The organism is Actinomadura sp. ATCC 39365, from assembly GCF_054392275.1.
Genome location: NZ_CP184335.1, coordinates 2,664,706 through 2,681,954, shown reverse-complemented (window position 1 = coordinate 2,681,954; position 17,249 = coordinate 2,664,706). Strand labels below are relative to the sequence as shown.

Genomic DNA, 17,249 nt, shown 5'->3' with positions numbered 1-17,249 from the left:
GCGCCGGGGGGCAAGGGGGATGGACAACCACAGGAACGGTATCGCCGGGTTCCGGCTGACCGAGCACACGTGGATGACCGAGCTCGGCAACTGGATCGACGCCATCTCGCCGGACGGCCGCAGGGCCGGGGCGCTGCTGTTCGACCCGCGGGTCATCGGCCTGCCCGGCGTCCGGGAACGCGTGGTGAACACGGTCATGACCGACCAGCACCTCGTGCTGGGCGGCATGGGCGGGCTGATCCCGGTGGCCGACGTGGTCGCGGCGGGCGACCAGGTGTGGCTGCTCACCGCGCAGGCGGTCAGCCCCACGCTGGCCGACCTGCTCGCCGGCGCGCCCGTCGACCCGGCCGGGGCGGCGTCGGTGCTGATGGAGACCGCGCAGACGCTGCTCGCGCTGCACGCCGCCGGGGTCACGCACGGCTCGGTGCACCCGGGCACGGTGGTGATCACCGCCGAGGGGGCCGCGCTGCTGTCGGAGCGCGGCCTGTCCGACGCGATCCGCGGCCAGGTCTCGCCGCGCGAGCGGGACGCGGCGGGCTGGGCGTCGCTGGCCCGCGGGCTGGCCGCCTCCTTCACGCAGACCGCGCCGCGGGCCGCGGGCCTGTTCGAACGGGCCGCGGGCACGGCCACCACGCTCGGCCTCGAACCGGCCCGCGCCATGCTGAGCCAGGAACGCGCGGCGCTGCCCGGCGGCCTGATCAGCCGGGACGCGCTGGCGCGGGCGGCGCGCGGCAGGTCGGCGTTCGCGCAGCCGCCGTCGTTCGCCGCTCAGCCGCCGCCGGCGCCCCAGGACGAGGGCGACATCGTCACGCTGCTGCACGTGCCGGCGTCGGGGTCGCCGCCGCGCCTGCAGTTCGGCCCGGGGGTGGGCGGTCCGGGAGCCGGCCCAGGAGCCGGCGCCGGGACCGTGCGGCAGCCCCACCAGGAGACGACGGCCGAACGGATCTGGCGCGAGGGACGCGACGGCGCCGCGACCGTCCATCAGCCGGACAAGCGCTCCCAAGGCCGGGTGGCCAGGGTGTCGCGGCGACGGCGACGGCGCACGATCCTGTCCACGGCGCTCTTCGCGGTCGTCATGGCAGGCGCGATCGTGGCCTGGTTCAGGCTGACGGACGCCCCCGAGCTGGCGGTTCAGTCGATCGACGTGGTGGCGCCGAAGAAGACGCTGGGCTGCGGCGGCGCGATCGTCCTGACCGGGACGCTGGTCACCAACGGGGGCGTGGGCGAGATCCGCTACGAGTGGCGCAAGAACCTGGACAAGGAGGTCGTCAAGGGCAGCCTGCGCACGAGCGCCGACAAGACGTCCTACTCGGTGCCGCTGCGCTGGACGTTGTCGGGCAAGAGCAACGTCAAGGCCACGGCCACGCTGAAGGTGCTCTCGCCGGGCCCGGCGCGTACGGACAAGGCGAGCTTCACCTACAAGTGCTGACCTTCCCTGAATGCGCAACAAAGCGGTTCTTACTAATCTGACGGGCATGACCACGCAGACCCCCGCGGGCTGGTACCCCGACCCGTACGGAGAGCCGCAGCTCCGCTGGTGGGACGGCAACCAATGGACGGACGCCACCCACGCGCAGGAGCCGCAGCCTCAGCCGCAGCAGCCGTCCTCCGGGCCGCAGCCGGGCCCGGGGCCGCAGCCCCAGTCGTCCCCCGACTGGTCGGCCACCCCGGCGAACCCCACGCTCCAGTACGGCCGGCCCTCCTTCGGCCAGCCGCCCTACGGGCAGCCCGCCGACCAGCAGCCCACGCAGGGTCAACCTCCCTACGGCGGGCAGCCCGCCCAGGGCCTGCCCGCCTACGGGCCGCCCACCCAGCAGCAGCCCGCCTACGGGCCGCAGCCCGGCCGGCAGCCCACGCAGTGGGCCGGCGGTCCGCTGCCCGGCCCCGGGCAGGCGCCGCCGCCCAAGCAGGGCAACCCGCTGCCGTGGGTGTTCGGCGGTCTGGCCGCGCTGGTCGTGGTCGCGCTGATCGTGGTCGCCGGGATCTTCTTCCTCAACCGGGGCAGCAGCACCCCGGTGGCCTCGCCCTCCACCGAGGAGCCGCAGCCGTTCCCGACGGCCGAGCCGCCCTCCGCCGGGCCGCCGACCGAGCTGCCCCCGCAGGGCGGCGAGCTGCCGCAGCCGCAGGACGGCCGCATCACCGACCCGCGGAGCGGCCTGTCCTACCAGGCGCCCGACGGCTGGAAGGTGCCCGCGTACGGCGACGTCAACGGCGCGGACCCGTCCCAGCAGATGTGGACGAGCGGCGTGCAGGCCAGCTCGCAGGAGAACTACGAGGGCGACAAGGACTGGATCGGCAACGCCTACGCCGGTCCGCTGGCCGCGCTCATCCCCTACGCCGGCGCCTCGGGGCTGGAGGAGACGGCCAAGGCGCTGTTCATGCAGTTCAGCACCCAGTTCTACGAGCCGCAGCACACCACCAAGCTGATCGAGAACAAGGCGACGAAGATCGGCGACCGGCAGGCGTGGGTGATGCAGTTCCAGCTCGACTTCACCGCCGTCGCGGAGAAGAACGGCTACAAGTGGAAGAAGGAGAACGCCGCGATCGTGCTCATGGACCGCGGGGCGGGGCAGCGTCCGACCTTGTTGTACATCTCCGTGCCCGACAATCTGGGCACCGACGTGGTCGCCAAGGTTCTCGGCTCGCTCAAGCCCGCGTAAGCGGGGGCACTAGGCTGGTGGGGTAACAAGCGGGCGGATTGCTCCGAGCCGCTGGGCGAGGAGATCGAATGAGTGACGTGCTGGTCTGGATCGACTGCGAGATGACCGGGCTCGACCTGGGGCGCGACGCGCTGGTCGAGGTGGCCTGTGTCATCACCGACAGCGAGCTCAATCAGCTCGACGAAGGCGTCGACGTGGTCATCAAGCCGCCGCCGGAGTCGCTGGAGCAGATGTCGCAGGTGGTGCGCGAGATGCACACCGCCTCCGGCCTGCTGCCCGAGCTGCCGGGCGGCGTCACGCTGGCCGAGGCGGAGTCGCTCGTGCTCGACTACATCCGGCGGCACGTGCCGGAGCCGAAGAAGGCGCCGCTGTGCGGCAACTCGATCGGCACCGACCGCACGTTCATCGCCAGGGACATGCCCGGGGTCGACGCCTGGCTCCACTACCGCATGGTCGACGTGTCGTCGATCAAGGAGCTGGTCCGCCGCTGGTACCCGCGGGTCTACTTCGCGGCCCCCGAGAAGCAGGGCGGCCACCGCGCGCTCGCCGACATCAAGGAGAGCATCAGGGAGCTGCGCTACTACCGCGCGGCGATCTTCGTGGCGCAGCCCGGCCCCGACTCGGCGACCGCCCGGCAACTCGCCGAGCGGGTCAGCGGCTAATTGGATGGCGTAAAGACTCCCGAACCCCGCTACACTTTTCCTGTGCCGTCACGGAGCGGGCGGCCATGGTGGGTGTAGCTCAGTTGGCAGAGCGCCAGGTTGTGGTCCTGGATGTCGAGGGTTCAAGTCCCTTCACTCACCCCAAGCGCACAGCCGGTCCCTCGGGACCGGCTGTTGTCGTTTTCTCCCGACAACGCCCCCAAATCAGGACAATGCGAGTTATGCTCGCTGTCTACCGCTAACGCCGGAAGCACGGGGGCCATCGGCGATCAGACCGTCTGCGCGCCCCCGGAGGCCGGATGAGAGTCGACGACGCAGCGTTCGACAGCGTGATCACGTCCTTGAGCAAACGCGAGGCCGAGGTCATGGATCTGATCGCATCGGGCCAGTCCAACGGCCAGATCGCCCAGTGCCTGTTCCTCAGCGAGAAGACCGTGAAGAACCACGTCAACCGGATCTACGCCAAGCTCGGCGTCGACTCCCGGGTCACGGCCATCGGACTGTGGTTGTCGCTCAGGAAGGACGGCTCCTGACCCGGCGGGGGTTCAGCCGGTCGTGATCCGGCGGCCGGTCAGGCGGGTGGGCCTGATCTTCAGGTAGTGCTGGCGCCGCCCGCCGGCCCACGGCTCGACGCCCGTGCTCTCCGCCTCGGCCCGCTCGTCCTCGGTCGTGACGTGGTGCAGAGAGCCGTGGACGAGCACGCTCCAGCCGCCCCGCGTCAGCTCCTCGATGCGGTCGACCTCGAACGCGACCTCGTACTCGACGTCCTCCACACCCGTGCTCAGGTCCTCGTCGGTGCTGCCGCCCGCCGCCGTGCGGAACACGATCGACCCCTCCGACATCCGGAAGTTCACCGGCAGCACGGTCAGGCCGTAGCGGCCCTCGAAGGCGATCCGGCCCACTCCCCCGGGCCGCAGCAGGCTCAGGCACTCCTCCTCCGCCAGCGGCACCAGCGTGGGGTGCGCCGCGGCCGGCCCCGCGCCGGCGGGCTCGGCCACCTCCCCGAGCAGGCCCTCCACGGTGGTCTCCAGCGCCTCGGCCAGGCGGGCCAGGGCCTCGCGCACCGAGATGCCGGACTGGTCCTCCAGATAGGCGACGTAGCCGACCGCCACGCCGGACCTCTCGGCCAGGTCCTGCCGGCTCAGGTTCAGCGATTCGCGACGTTCGGCTATCCGGCGGCCCAGGCGTTCCATCGTGGTCACTTGCTCAGACATACCGGTGCCCTACCCCGGATCTCCCCACTTCCCGGTGGTGTCTATGGCAGAAATGGTTTAACCGATGCTCTGGGTGCCATATGGACCATGGAACGGAATCCGGGAAGGAACGTGGTCATGGTGCGGAGAGCGCGCGTCGTCGTCGTGGGAGCGGGCTTCGCCGGCCTGGCCGCGACGCGGGAACTGGCCAAGGGCGGCGCCCTGGTCACGCTCGTGGACCGGAACCCCTACTCGACCTTCCAGCCGCTGCTCTACCAGGTGGCCACGGCGGGGATGGGCACGTCCGACGTCTCCTACCCGATCCGTACGTTCGCCGCCAAGTGGCCGAACGTCCGCGCCCACCGGGCCGCGCTGAGCAAGGTGCACCCGTCCGACCGGCGGGTGGAGTTCGAGGACGGCTCCACCCTCGACTACGACTACCTGGTGATCGCCACAGGCGTCACCACCAACTGGATCCACGTGACCGGCGCCGAGGAGAACGCGCTGCCGATCTACTCGCTGCGCGACGCGGCCGACCTGCGGCGGCGGCTCCAGCACTGTCTGGAGGACACCGCGGCGGGCCGGCGCGAGAGCGCCCACGTCGTGGTGGTGGGCGGCGGCGCGACCGGCGTGGAGACCGCGGGCACGCTGGCCGAGCTGCGCCGCCGCACGATGCCGCTGACGCATCCCGAGATCCGGCCCGACCAGACGAGCGTCACCCTGGTCGAGCGGTTCGACTACGTGCTGGCGCCGTACAAGCCGCGGCTGCGGGACGCGGCGGCCGCGGCGCTGCGCAGGAGAGGCGTCCGGATGCGCCTGGGAGCCACGGTGGCGGGCGTGCAGCCGGACGCCGTCATCCTGGAGGACGGGACGCGCCTGCCGAGCGACGTGACCGTCTGGGCCCTCGGCGTCACCGCGCCCAAGGAGGTGACCGACTGGGGGCTGCCGCAGGGCAAGGGCGGCCGGATCACGCTCACCGACGCGCTCAACGTGCCCGACCATCCCGAGATCTTCGTGGCCGGCGACCTGGCCGGGCAGCCGGACGCGCTGCCGCAGCTCGCCCAGCCGGCCATCCAGATGGGCAAGCACGTGGGCAGGCAGATCCTGGCCGCGGCGCACGGGCGGCCGCTCAGCCGCTTCTCCTACCGCGACCCGGGGATCATGGCCACGGTCGGCAAGGCCGAGGCGGTGCTCCAGCTGCGCAACGGGCTGACCATGCGCGGCCTGCCCGCCTGGCTGGCCTGGATCTTCATCCACGTGGCGTACCTGCTGGGCGGGCGCAACCGGGTCAGCGTGCTGCTGAACTTCTTCTGGCGCTACGGCGGGCCGCGCCGCAGCGCCACCAGCATCGCCTCGACCGAGTGAGCGGCGCTCAGAGCGCGGCCGACAGCGCGCCCAGGCCGTGTTCGAGGTCGGCCTCGGGGATGTTCAGCGCCGGGCGCAGGCGGACCGACCGGGGCCCGCAGGGCAGCGCCAGCACGCCGTGCTCCTCCCTGAGCCGGGTCACGTAACCGTCCCTGGCGGCCTGGTCGGGCAGGTCGAAGGCGCACATCAGGCCCCTGCCGCGCACGCCCGAGACCGTGTCGGGGTGCTCGGCCTCCAGCTTGGTGAGCCGTTCGAGCAGGACGCCGCCGAGCGTGCCGGCCCGGGAGATCAGGCCGTCGCGCTCGATGATCTCCAGGAGGCCGCGGCTGCGGACCATGTCCACCAGGCCGCCGCCCCACGTGGAGTTGATCCGGCCGCTGAGCTGGAAGACGTTGTCGGCCACCAGGTCGACCCTGCGGCCGGCCATGATCCCGCCGACCTGCACCTTCTTGGCGAAGGCCACCACGTCGGGGGCCAGGCCGAGCTGCTGGTAGGCCCACGGCGTGCCGGTGGTGCCGCCGCCGGTCTGGACCTCGTCCAGGACGAACAGGGCGTCGTGCTCGTGGCACAGGGCCTGCATGGCGCGCAGGAACTCGCCGCGCATGTGGTTGTCGCCGCCCTCGCCCTGGATCGGCTCGGCGATGAAGCAGGCGATGTCGTGCGGGTGACGTTCGAAGGCCGCCCTGGCCTGGGCCAGCGCGCGTTCCTCGGCGGCCTCGACGTCGCCGAGGTGGACGGCCGGCACGTCGATGCGCGGCCAGTCGAACTTGGGGAAGCGGTCGGTCTTGCCCGGCTCGGTGTTGGTCAGGCTCAGTGTGTAACCGCTGCGGCCGTGGAAGGCGCGGGTCAGGTGCATGACCTTGGTGCCCAGGTCGCGGGGGCGGCCGGCGGCCTCGTTGCGCCGGCTCTTCCAGTCGAAGGCGGTCTTGAGCGCGTTCTCCACGGCCAGGGCGCCGCCCTCGACGAAGAACAGGTGGGGCAGCTCCGGGTCGCCGAGCACGCGGACGAACGTGTCGACGAAGTCGGCCAGGTGCTCGGTGTAGATGTCGGGGTTGGCGGGCTTGTTCCGCGCGACCTGGCCGAGCAGGGCGGCGAAGTCGGAGTCGAAGGGCGGGTTCACACCGAGCGGGGCGGACGCGAAGAAGGTGTAGAAGTCCAGGTAGCGGCGGCCGTTGCGGGCGTCCACCAACCAGGAGCCACGGCTGAGTTCGAGATCGAGGACGAGACGGTAGCCATCGACGAGCAGGTGACGGGCAAGGCGGGTGTGTACGTCCATGCCTTCTCCAATGTCGTGAGACAGGCCGGAGGTTCCATAGAGGGAACCCGGTCGTATCCGTAAAATTTACGGTATTCCTGCCCCGCGAGTGAACTTCTTCAAACGAAGTGACAGCACAATCATCGCGATTCCATAGAGGATCGCGAAAATGCCGAGCAGCCAGACGAGGCTCAGCATTCCGGCGCCGGGCCGGATGATGAGCAGGACGCCGAAGATCACCGACAGGACGCCGGCGATGATGAACATCCACTCGTTGTCGATGGACTTGCGCAGCCGCACGCCCGCCACGATCTCGGAGACGCCGGAGACGATGGCCCAGAAGGCGATGAGGTAGAGCAGCGCGAGCGAGGTGATCCCGGGCCAGGCGAAGGTCACGACGCCGGCCACGATGCCGACGATGCCGGAGAAGATCAGCCAGGCCCGTGACCGGGCGCCGTGCCGGAAGGCGGCGAAGAGCTCGAAGACGCCGGAGACGATGGCGTACGCACCGAAGAAGATCACCAGCACCCACAGAGTGATACCCGGCCACTTCCACGCCAGCACACCGAAGATGATCGCGGCAATGCCACGGATGAGCAGCAGCCACCACGAACGCGAAAGTTCCTGCATACTGGTCTGCTTTCCGTGATTCGTGCGAAAAGAGACCAGCTTTGGGTCAAATGTCGACCTACATGTGGGAATAGACCACGATCGACACCGCGATGTACTGCACCAGGTACGCGGCGATCGTGAAGGCGTGGAAGACCTCGTGGAAGCCGAACCAGCGCGGCGACGGATCGGGACGGCGCAACCCGTAGACGATCGCGCCGGCCGAGTAGAAGACCCCGCCCACGGCCACCAGCACGACGGCGGCCACCCCGGCCCCTTCGAGCAGCTGCGGCATCACGAAGATCGCCGTCCAGCCCAGCGCCAGGTACAGGACGGTGTAGAGCCAGCGCGGCGCGTTCATCCAGCACACCCGGAACAGCACCCCGGCCAGCGCGCCGCCCCACACGACCGAGAGCACGGCGACCCTGGCCGCGCCGTCGAGTGCCAGCAGCCCGAACGGCGTGTACGTGCCCGCGATGATCAGGTAGATGTTGGCGTGGTCGAACCTGCGCAGCACCTCGGCCAGGCGCGGCCCCAGCGTGCCCCGGTGGTAGGTCGCCGAGATGCCGAACAGCAGCCCCGAGGTGATCGCGTAGACGCCGGCCGCCAGCCGGGCCTGCAGGGTCGGGCCGAGCGCCACGAGCACGAACCCGGCCACCAGCGTCACCGGCAACGCCCCGGTGTGCAACCAGCCACGCAGCCTCGGCTTCACGGTGATGGTCGTCATGTAACCTACGGTACCGTAGGTTACGGATTGAGCTGAAGTGCCAATGGTCACAAGCCCTCCGAGCGGGCCCGGCCGTCACAGGCCGTTCAGGAAGCGCACGGCGATCGGCACCGCCGCCGAGCGGCCCGATCCGCCGTTCCTGACGAACACGCAGAAGGCCAGGTCGTCCCGGTAGCCGATGAACCAGCCGTGCGAGGTCTGGTCCTGCACCTCGGCGGTGCCCGTCTTGCCCGCCACGCCCTCCGGCAGACCGGCCTGGCTCGCCGTCCCGTGGTCCACGACGGCGGCCATCATCTCCCGCAACGCCCCGACCACCCCCTCGTCCAGCTTGACGTCGGGGAACGGCTCGCCGTCCACGCGGCGCACGTCGTCCTCCGACAGCAGGCGGGGCGAGCGCCACGTGCCGCTCTGCACGGCGGCGGCCACGGTGGCCATGCACAGCGGGGTGGCCACCACCGTGCCCTGGCCGATGACGTCGAGGGAGAACATGTCCGTGTCGTCGGTCTGCTGCATCGTGCCGCACCGGCCGCCCACGCCGGTCGCCATCGGCCGGTCGAACCCCCATCGGGCGGCGGTCCTGCGCAGGTCCTCCATGGACAGCCGGCTGGTGGCCTGCTCGACGAACGTGGTGTTGCAGGAGTAGGCGTAGGCGTCGGCGAAGGTCACCGTCCCCCGGTCCACGTCGCCGTCGTTGCTGATCGCCGCCGAGAAGTCCGGCGCGTACGACGCCGGGCACCCCATCTCGTCGCCCGTGGTGACCCCCTTCTCCAGCAGCGCGGCGGCGACGATCGTCTTGAACGTGGAGCCGGGCGGGAAGGCGTCGCGCACCGCGCTGAAGTTGTCCTCCAGCCGGTCGGCCAGGGCCAGGATCTCGCCCGTGCTCGGCCTGAGCACCACGATCGAGGAGTTCGCCACGCCGTCCAGGGCCCGCGCGGCGGCGGCCTGGACCGGCTGCGACAGGGTGGTGCGCTCGACGTTCGCCTTCGGCAGGCGGGTCAGCAGCGCCTTGTCGGGCTGTCCCGGCACCCTCGACACCAGCTCCAGCCCGTGATTGGCCTTGGCGAACTCGGGCTTGAGCGGGTCGAGGTAGGCGTCGGCGTAGCTGTCGTTGGGGATCTTGGCGCCCTCGCTGGTCACCAGTTCGGCCGCCGAGGCCTCGACCTCCTCGACCTCCAGCGTGCCGCCGTCCTTGAGCAGCGGGTGCAGCGTCTCGGGCGTCCACAACACCCGCCAGGCCCGATCGCGCACGCCCAGCCGCAACGTGCTGTCGAACGGCCACGGCCCGAGTCCCGTCAGCTCCCGCACGCCCGCGAAAGGCACCTCGGCCGACTCCTCCCCCGTGCCGCGCACCGGCCCCGGGGTGAGCCGGATCGACTGGACGTGCAGGTTCTCCGACAGTTCGCGGTGCCGGTCGAAGAAGTCGGCCGGCGGCCGGTCGACCAGCAGGGCCATGCCCGCGATGTCCCCCTTCCGCCAGGCGTCGAAGTACGCGGCGGCGGTCTTGGCGGCGCTGCCCTTGACGTGCCCGGCGGCCAGAACGGCGAAGGCGCCCGCCCCCAATACCGCGACAACCGCGATGACGAGCACAATCAACCTCTTGCGTCGCATACGGTTCTCCCAGGGAGGGATCAGCGTGGCACGTGGACAGCGGGAACCGATGCCTGGCCTTTATCCGGTGACGTTCGGCGAGGTCGAGCTTCTCCGGGACCTGGACAGGCAGGACGGCTGGGTGCTGTCCAAGGATGGCGTACCTCAGTCGTACGTTGACCTACAAGACCCGACATTTCTGGATTTCGAGTACGTCCGGCTCATGGCCGACGTCATCGACCTCCTGCCGGAGGGGCCGCTGAGCTGCGTCCACGTGGGGGGCGGCGCGTGCACGATCCCGCGTTACGTCGCGGCCACCCGCCCCGGCTCCCGGCACATCGTGATCGAGCCCGACGGCCTGCTGGTCAACCTGGTCCGCGAGCAGCTCGACCTGCGCTCGGTCCCCCGGCTGAAGGTCATCGTGGCCGGCGGCCGCGAGGGCACGGCCAAGGTGTGGGACGACTCGGCCGACCTGGTCGTGCTCGACGCGTTCACCGGCGCCACGATGCCGGTGGAGCTGGCCACCGCGGAGTACATGGGCGACCTGGCCCGCGTGCTGCGCCCCGACGGCACGCTGCTGATCAACATGGCCGACGGCAAGGGCCTGGCGTTCGCCAAGCGGCTGCTGGCCACGGTGTGCGACGCGTTCCGGCACGTGGCGCTGCTGGCCGAGCCGGGGATCATGCGGGGGCGCCGGTTCGGCAACCTGATCGTCGCGGCCTCGCGCACGGAGCTGCCGCTCGACCTGCTGTCCCGCCGCGCGGCCGGCGGCCTCACCCAGGCGCGCTGCGTGCACGGGGAGACGCTGAAGAACTTCATCGGCGGCGCCTACCCCATCAGGGACGGCGACGCCGTGCTCGCCCCGGTCCCGCCCCCGGCCGTCTTCGGCTGAGCCGGGGTAGCGGGGTCAGCGGTCGGACGGGCCCAGGTAGGCCAGGACGGCCGCCACCCTCCTGTGCACGTCGCCGCTGTTCTCCAGCCCCAGCTTGGTGAAGATGGCGTTCACGTTCTTCTCCACCGACGAGATCGACAGGTGCAGGGCCCGGGCGATGCCGGCGTTGGAGCGGCCGTGGGCCATCTCGCGCAGCACGTCCCGCTCCCTCGGGGTCAGCGACTCCCCCTGCCCGCGGACCTCGCGCCTGGCCAGCAGGCCCTCGACCACCTTGGGGTCGATGACCGAGCCGCCCCCGGCGACCGCCCGGATCGCGCCGAGCAGCTCGTCGAGGTCGCCCACGCGGTCCTTCAGCAGGTAGGCGAACCCGGCCGTCCCGTGCTTGAACAGCTCGAAGGCGAACAGGGCGTCGGAGAACTGCGACAGCACCACCACGCCGGTGTCCGGGTGGCCGGCCCTGATGCGGTGGGCGGCGTCGATGCCCTCGAAGCCCGGCCGCCAGTCGCCGCCGGGCATGCGGATGTCGGTGACGACGACCTGCGGCTCCAGCCTGCGTACGGCGTCCAGCAGCTCGTCGGCGTCGCCGACCGCGCCGACGACGGTCACCTCGCCCGACAGTTCGAGGAGCTGCCGGGTGCCCTCGCGCACCAGGTAGTGGTCGTCGGCGACGACCGTGCGGACGGGCTCAGGCATCGGTCGGCACCCAGGTGTGCATCCTTGTCCCCTTTCCGGGTTCGCTGTCGAGTTCCATGCCGCCGCCCAGCGCGTCCAGGCGGTCGGCGAGCGTGGCCAGGCCGCGGCGGGCGGCGGCGGCCGGGTCGAAGCCCCTGCCGTCGTCGGCGACGGTGGCCCGTACGCGGCCCGGCGCCAGGGTCAGGCGCACCTCGATCCTGGCGGCGGCGGCGTGCTTGAGCGCGTTGGCGACGGCCTCGCTGACGGTGAAGTACATCGCGCCCTCGACCTCGTCGGCGAAGCGGCGGGCCCGCAGCCCGGGGTCGGCGGTGACGGTCGTGGGCACGGGCAGCCCGGAGCAGCGTTCCTCGACGGCCTCCACCAGGCCGCCCTGGCTGAGGGCCGACGGGTGGATGCCGGCGGCCAGCTCGCGCAGGTCGGTGAGCGTCTGGCGGGCCTGCTCGCGCAGGCGGGCCAGCGAGTCGGGGCCGGCGCCGGTGACGCGGGCCAGCTCCAGCCCGGCGATGAGCGCGACGAGCTGCTGCTGCACGCCGTCGTGGATGTTGCGCTCGATCCGCCGCCGCTCGGCCTCCTGGGCGTTGACCAGGCGGGCGACCAGCCCGGCGCTCTGGATCGCCAGCCCGGCGGGCACGGCCAGGGCCTCCAGGAAGCGCCGGTCCTCCCGGTCGTACCGGCCGGCTCGGCGCGGGCCGAGCTCGATGCGGCCGAGGCCGCCGCGCACCGGCACGGTCAGCGCCGTCCCGCCCTCCTCCTCGCCCGCGGCCACCCGGGTCCCGTCGGCCAGCTCCACGGCCGCCCACCTGGCCTCCAGGCCGTCGCGGACGGCGGCGGCGAGCCTGCCGAGCTGCTCGACCGGCTCGGGCGTGGCCGCCAGCGCGGTGCCGAGGCCGGACAGCACCTCGTCCACGGTGGGCCGCAGATCGAAGATCAGGTGGAGGCGGGAGCCCCGCAGGCCGAGCCGGATGTCGAGCAGCCGGTGCCGCACGATCCCCACCAGGACGGCGACCGGCAGCGCCGCCATCACCGTGAGCAGGCCAACGACTGCGGCGCCCCACAACCGCGCGTCCAGCAGGAACAGGAGCAGCACGCCCGCGAAGAGCTGGACGGCGGTGCCGGCGACCATCCAGGCGTACTGTCCGCGCTCGGCAGGCACGCTGCGCCGCCAGCGGACCACGAGCCCGGCGAGGACGACGACGGCCGTCAGGAAGACGAGAAGCTGGCCCAGCGCGCTGGCCAGGGCCGCCCAGATCGACCCGGTCGTCAGCTCGGCCGGCAGCTCGCCGGGCCGAGCCGGGTTGACGCCGAACAGCCCGTTTCCCACCGTGTGCATGGCGATCGCGACCCCGCCGATCCAGGCCACAGGGCGCCAGCGCCGGGACGGCAGGCGGCCGTCGGGGAAGAGCAGCGGGACGAAGATCCAGGTCAGGCCGTAGAACGTGGCATAGAGCGCGGACAGCCAGACGACGATCGGCCCGCTGTAGTGGAACCTGACGGCCACGCCGGTGCCCAGCGCGCCGAGCCCGAGGCAGGCGGCCGCGGTCAGGAACAGCCAGCCGTACCGCAGGTCGGGGCGGCGGACGGTGAGCAGCCAGCCCAGACCGGGCAGCGCCAGGCCGAGGACGCCGAACGCCCACTCCTGCAGCGGCGCGGGCAGGCCGGACCCCAGCATCGCGCCCGCGAGGGCGCCCCCGGCGCCGATGGTCGCCAGCGACCCGGCGAGCAGCCTGGAACTCATGAACCACCATCGTCAGGGGGAACCGAAAGGGCGTCTATGAGGTTAACCGCACATTCGGTACGGACAGCCCCACCTGCGAGAACGGCGGCCCATATGGTGGGCGCGGGCCCGGCCGCGGCTGTTGGCTGGGCACATGTCTCACTACAGGTTCCCCGCGCTGGCCACGGCCCTCATGGCCGTGGCGGTGACGGCCTGCGCGACGCAGCCCGTGCCCGCCCTGGCCACCATCACCGGGTCCGCCACCGGGTCCGCCAACGGGTCCGCCACCGCCACGCCGACGGCGAGCGCCGCGGTCGAGATCCCCGACACCCCCGTCGGCGGGCAGCTCCGCTGGTTGCTGGAGGCGGTCACCCGGCTGCCCGTCGGCGACGCCGAGCTGGCCGGGCACTTCGCGCCGAGCTTCCTCGAACACATCCCGCCGGCGCAGCTCAACCAGGCGCTGGCCGGGTTCGAGGACATGCGGCTGGACCGGCTGGACCAGGCCCAGGAACGGTCGTTGTCGGCGACCGTCACGGCGGCCGGCAAGGCGTTCACCCTCGCGCTCGGGGTGGACGGCACCGGGAAGGTCGACTACATCCAGTTCACGGGCGTCGCCCCGGCCAGTTGGTCGGAGCTGGACCAGCGGCTGCGCCAGGTGGCGCCGCGGGCCGGCTTCCTGGCCGCCGAGCTGACCGGCGACGGCCGCTGCCGCCCGGTCCACGCGGTGGCCGGCGAGAAGACGTTCCCGCTCGGCTCGATGTTCAAGTTGTACGTGCTGGGCGCGGTGGCCGAGCGGATCAGGAGCGGCGCGTTCGGCTGGGACACCGAGCTCACGATCAGGCCCGAGCTGAAGAGCCTGCCGAGCGGCGAGCTCCAGGACCGCCCGGACAACAGCAAGGTGACGGTGCTGGAGGCGGCCCGGCTGATGATCTCCATCAGCGACAACACCGCCACCGACCTGCTGATCCACAAGGCCGGGCGCAAGGCGGTCGAGCGGGTCGTGCGCTCGTGGGGCGGCGACCGGCGCAACGTGCCGTTCCTGACGACCCGGGAGCTGTTCGTGCTCAAGGCCGCCGACTATCCCCGGCACGCCGAGCGGTACCTGTCGCTCAACACGTCCGCGCGCCGGGCCTACCTCGCCGGGGTCGTGGACAAGGTGCCGCTGTCGAAGGTGCGGCCGTGGGCCGAGCCGCGCGAGCTGGACCGGCTGGAGTGGTTCGCCACGCCCGCCCAGGTCTGCCGCGCCTACGGCGGGCTGGCCCGGCTGAAGGACGCCCGCGTCGGCGAGGTGTTGTCGATCACCGACGCGGGGCTGCGGCTGGACAAGGCGCAGTGGCCCGTGGTGTGGCACAAGGGCGGCTCGGAGCCGGGCCTGCTGGCCATGAGCTTCCTCGCCCGTACGGCCGCCGGCCGGACGTACGTGGTGTCCACCACGGCCGTGAACCCGGACGCCCCCTTCCAGCAGGGCCCGGTGGGCCAGGAACTGCTGGTGCTGACGCGGGGGGCGTTCGCGCTCGTCAAGTCCTCATAGGGCGGCGTGGGCGAGGTCGACGAACAGGGCCGAGGACCAGCCGAAGCCGGTCGTGGCGCGGCCCGCCCGCCGTCCCGTGAGGGGGTTCCAGTACTCGTAGAGGCCGCCGCCGTCGCGCACCATGGCCAGGGTGCGGGCGGCGAGCTCGGCGGCGACGTCCGGGTGGCCCGAGCGGCGCAGGCCGTCGATCAGCAGGTAGTTGACGTTCAGCCAGACCGGGCCGCGCCACATGGCGTCGGGGTCGAAGCGGGGGTCGTCGAAGGCCACCGTGGGGACCGGCCGCTCGGCCCAGAAGGCGGGCGAGGTCAGGTCCTGGACCAGCCGGTCGGCGATCTCGTCCGGGAGGCGGCCGGTGAGCAGCGGCATGAGGTCGAGCGGCGTCCGCACGTCGGCGTCGGCCGCGCCGGCGACCTTGGTGACGAAGCGGCGGCCGTTCCAGCGGCGTTCGACCATGCGGTCCACGAGCGCCTGGGCCCTGGACCGCCACTCGCCGGCGTCCTTGCCGAGCGCCGCGGCGATGTCGCCCAGGCGGTCGTACTGGAGGGCCAGGTAGGAGTTGAGGTCCGGGGGCTCGGCGCGCGGGCCGCCGTCCCAGATGGGGCTGTCGTCCAGGCCCGACGAGTACGGGTGCAGGTACTCGGCCAGGCCGTCGCCGTCCGGGTCGGAGTGGGCGAACCACCACTGCTGCGACCGGACCAGCGGCTCGTAGACCTCGGCCAGGAAGCCCGGGTCGGGGTCCACCTCGTGGATCTTCCACACCGCCCAGGCGGTGAGCGGCGGCTTGGTGACGGGCACGACGTGCCGGATCGGCTCGCCGCCGACGTGCTGGGCCAACCGGGCCAGGTCGGAGCGGGGCAGGTCGGTGGTCTCGGCGAGCACGCCGTGGTCGTGCACCACATCGGGGATCAGGCCGTCGGGACGCTGGTTGTCCAGCAGGATGCGGATCTGCTCCCTGGCCAGGGCGGGGTCGGCGTGCCGCAGGGCGATGGCGTGGAAGTAGGAGTCCCAGTTCCACAGGCCGACGTAGCCGTACTTGGAGGGGATGAGGGATTCCCTGCCCTGGATGCGTACCAGGTTGACGGCCAGCGTCCACCAGGCCTGCTCGGCGCGTTCGCGCAGCTCGGCGGGGACGGCGGGCATCCGGGCGAACCAGGCGGCCCAGCGTTCGGCGGCCTCGGCCAGCACCTTCGCGCCGTCGGTGACGGTCCGCTCGCCGGCGAGGGTGACGCAGCCGTCGATGGCGGCCTCGCCGCCGTCCCAGACGGCCCTGGCGCCCTCGCCGACCGCGACGAGGGTGTCGGGGTCGGCGAAGGCCAGGGTCACGTCACCGTCGAACTCCACCCGGTGGGGCAGGGCCCGGCGCACGCGCAGTTCCCGGGAACCGGCGTAGAACCGCAGACCGGCGCGGACGATCGTGTCGTCGAGCCGGGTCTCGTAGAGCGCCTCGGCGACGCGCAGCGAGCCGTCGTCGGCCGCCATGACGAGCAGCCGCGAGCCGCGCTCGGTGAAGGGGCGTTCGCGCAGGTCCAGCACTTACTTTCCTCCCAGGCCGGAGGCGGCCATCGAGTTGATGATCTTCCGCTGGCCGATCAGGAACGCGATCAGCGTCGGCACCACGGCGATCGCCGAGGCCGCCAGGATCTGCCCGTAGTCGGTCGCGCCGTGCTGCTGGGCGAACTGGCTGAGCAGCAGCGGGACGGTGAACAGCTCCGGCGTGTTCAGGAAGATCAGCGGGAACAGGAACGAGTTCCAGGACGCCAGGAACACGATGATGCCGAGCGCGCCGAGACCGGGCCGGATGTTGGGCAGGACGATGCTCCAGAAGCACCGCCACCGGCCCGCGCCGTCGATCCTGGCCGCCTCCTCCAGCTCGATCGGCACCGCCCTGATGAACTGGCGCAGCAGGAACACCGCGAACGGGTTCGCGATCGTCGGGACGATCAGCGACAGGTGCGAGTCGATCCAGCCGAACTGGGCCAGCATCAGGTAGAGCGGCACGATCGTCACCTGTGACGGCACCATCTGCGTGGCCAGGAACAGCACGAACAGCACGCCCGAGCCTCTGAACCTGATCCGGGCGAAGGCGTAGGCGGCCATGGCCGAGGTGAGCAGGGTGAGCACCACGTTGAGCGCGGCGATGTAGAAGCTGTTCCAGTACGCCAGCCCGAACGGCATGGTCGACAGCGCGTCCGGATAGTTCTGCCAGGTCCAGGGGGCGGGCAGCCAGGCCGTCGGATCGTTGATCATCTGCCGCACGCCCTTGGCGGAGGTGAGCAACATCCACACGAACGGGAACAGCATCAGCAGCCCGCCGACCGTGAGCGCGGCGTGCAGACCGATCTGCCGTGATCTCATGCGTAC

At 71.8% G+C, this 17,249-nt stretch carries 16 protein-coding genes and 1 tRNA gene; 8 read left to right on the top strand and 9 right to left on the bottom strand.

Going from position 1 to position 17,249, the window contains the following annotated elements:
- Positions 1–19 precede the first annotated feature (19 nt).
- From ACNF49_RS13485 to ACNF49_RS13465, 5 genes are all read left to right on the top strand, one after another.
- Positions 20–1,429 carry a protein kinase family protein gene (locus tag ACNF49_RS13485; RefSeq protein WP_482943842.1) on the top strand — a complete coding sequence of 470 codons (1,410 nt, stop codon included), beginning with the start codon at positions 20–22 and terminating at the stop codon, positions 1,427–1,429.
- A gap of 46 nt (positions 1,430–1,475) precedes the next feature.
- On the top strand, positions 1,476–2,660 hold the full coding sequence (locus ACNF49_RS13480) for a DUF2510 domain-containing protein (RefSeq protein ID WP_357978407.1): 1,185 nt from the start codon (positions 1,476–1,478) through the stop codon (positions 2,658–2,660).
- A 68-nt stretch (positions 2,661–2,728) separates the two neighbouring features.
- On the top strand, positions 2,729–3,322 hold the full coding sequence (gene orn / locus ACNF49_RS13475) for an oligoribonuclease (protein WP_357978410.1): 594 nt from the start codon (positions 2,729–2,731) through the stop codon (positions 3,320–3,322).
- 68 nt (positions 3,323–3,390) lie between these two features.
- Positions 3,391–3,466 (top strand) — tRNA-His (locus ACNF49_RS13470).
- A gap of 155 nt (positions 3,467–3,621) precedes the next feature.
- Complete coding sequence (locus tag ACNF49_RS13465) at positions 3,622–3,855, top strand: helix-turn-helix domain-containing protein (protein WP_482943841.1); 234 nt, start codon at positions 3,622–3,624, stop codon at positions 3,853–3,855.
- A gap of 12 nt (positions 3,856–3,867) precedes the next feature.
- Here the strand turns inward: ACNF49_RS13465 and ACNF49_RS13460 are convergent, their stop codons facing one another.
- Positions 3,868–4,536: a pyridoxamine 5'-phosphate oxidase family protein gene (locus ACNF49_RS13460; RefSeq protein ID WP_482943840.1), complete on the bottom strand. Its 669-nt coding sequence runs from the start codon at positions 4,534–4,536 to the stop codon at positions 3,868–3,870.
- A 117-nt stretch (positions 4,537–4,653) separates the two neighbouring features.
- Here ACNF49_RS13460 and ACNF49_RS13455 point away from each other — a divergent pair, with 117 nt between their 5' ends.
- On the top strand, positions 4,654–5,880 hold the full coding sequence (locus ACNF49_RS13455; RefSeq protein ID WP_357978419.1) for an NAD(P)/FAD-dependent oxidoreductase: 1,227 nt from the start codon (positions 4,654–4,656) through the stop codon (positions 5,878–5,880).
- Positions 5,881–5,887: 7 nt separating this feature from the next.
- Here the strand turns inward: ACNF49_RS13455 and lat are convergent, their stop codons facing one another.
- The 4 genes from lat to ACNF49_RS13435 form a co-directional block, all read right to left on the bottom strand.
- A complete protein-coding gene (gene lat / locus ACNF49_RS13450; protein WP_482943839.1) occupies positions 5,888–7,156 on the bottom strand; it encodes an L-lysine 6-transaminase in 1,269 nt (422 codons plus the stop codon).
- Between the two features lie 66 nt (positions 7,157–7,222).
- Complete coding sequence (locus tag ACNF49_RS13445; RefSeq protein WP_482943838.1) at positions 7,223–7,765, bottom strand: HdeD family acid-resistance protein; 543 nt, start codon at positions 7,763–7,765, stop codon at positions 7,223–7,225.
- Between the two features lie 58 nt (positions 7,766–7,823).
- The gene (gene trhA, locus ACNF49_RS13440; protein ID WP_357978428.1) at positions 7,824–8,471 is read right to left on the bottom strand and encodes a PAQR family membrane homeostasis protein TrhA; all 648 of its coding nucleotides are present in this window, start codon (positions 8,469–8,471) and stop codon (positions 7,824–7,826) included.
- A gap of 75 nt (positions 8,472–8,546) precedes the next feature.
- On the bottom strand, positions 8,547–10,079 hold the full coding sequence (locus ACNF49_RS13435) for a penicillin-binding transpeptidase domain-containing protein (protein ID WP_482943837.1): 1,533 nt from the start codon (positions 10,077–10,079) through the stop codon (positions 8,547–8,549).
- A gap of 49 nt (positions 10,080–10,128) precedes the next feature.
- On the opposite strand from ACNF49_RS13435, the gene ACNF49_RS13430 reads away from it, so the two are divergent.
- Entirely contained in the window at positions 10,129–10,950 is an 822-nt protein-coding gene (locus tag ACNF49_RS13430; RefSeq protein ID WP_498702384.1) for a spermidine synthase, read from the top strand.
- Between the two features lie 15 nt (positions 10,951–10,965).
- On the opposite strand, the gene ACNF49_RS13425 is transcribed toward ACNF49_RS13430, so the two are convergent.
- Both ACNF49_RS13425 and ACNF49_RS13420 read right to left on the bottom strand, forming a co-directional pair.
- A complete protein-coding gene (locus tag ACNF49_RS13425; RefSeq protein ID WP_357978436.1) occupies positions 10,966–11,643 on the bottom strand; it encodes a response regulator transcription factor in 678 nt (225 codons plus the stop codon).
- Positions 11,636–13,378, bottom strand: coding sequence for a sensor histidine kinase (locus tag ACNF49_RS13420; RefSeq protein ID WP_482943835.1), 1,743 nt, complete (start codon positions 13,376–13,378; stop codon positions 11,636–11,638). The genes ACNF49_RS13425 and ACNF49_RS13420 overlap by 8 nt, the downstream gene beginning before the upstream one ends.
- 133 nt (positions 13,379–13,511) lie before the next feature.
- On the opposite strand from ACNF49_RS13420, the gene ACNF49_RS13415 reads away from it, so the two are divergent.
- Entirely contained in the window at positions 13,512–14,888 is a 1,377-nt protein-coding gene (locus ACNF49_RS13415) for a serine hydrolase (RefSeq protein ID WP_482943834.1), read from the top strand.
- On the opposite strand, the gene ACNF49_RS13410 is transcribed toward ACNF49_RS13415, so the two are convergent.
- Together ACNF49_RS13410 and ACNF49_RS13405 are read right to left on the bottom strand one after the other, a co-directional pair.
- Positions 14,883–16,421 (bottom strand): amylo-alpha-1,6-glucosidase, encoded by a 1,539-nt coding sequence (locus ACNF49_RS13410; protein ID WP_357978445.1) that lies wholly within the window; start codon positions 16,419–16,421, stop codon positions 14,883–14,885. The genes ACNF49_RS13415 and ACNF49_RS13410 overlap by 6 nt on opposite strands.
- Positions 16,422–17,243 carry a carbohydrate ABC transporter permease gene (locus ACNF49_RS13405; RefSeq protein WP_482943833.1) on the bottom strand — a complete coding sequence of 274 codons (822 nt, stop codon included), beginning with the start codon at positions 17,241–17,243 and terminating at the stop codon, positions 16,422–16,424.
- Positions 17,244–17,249: the final 6 nt, after the last annotated feature.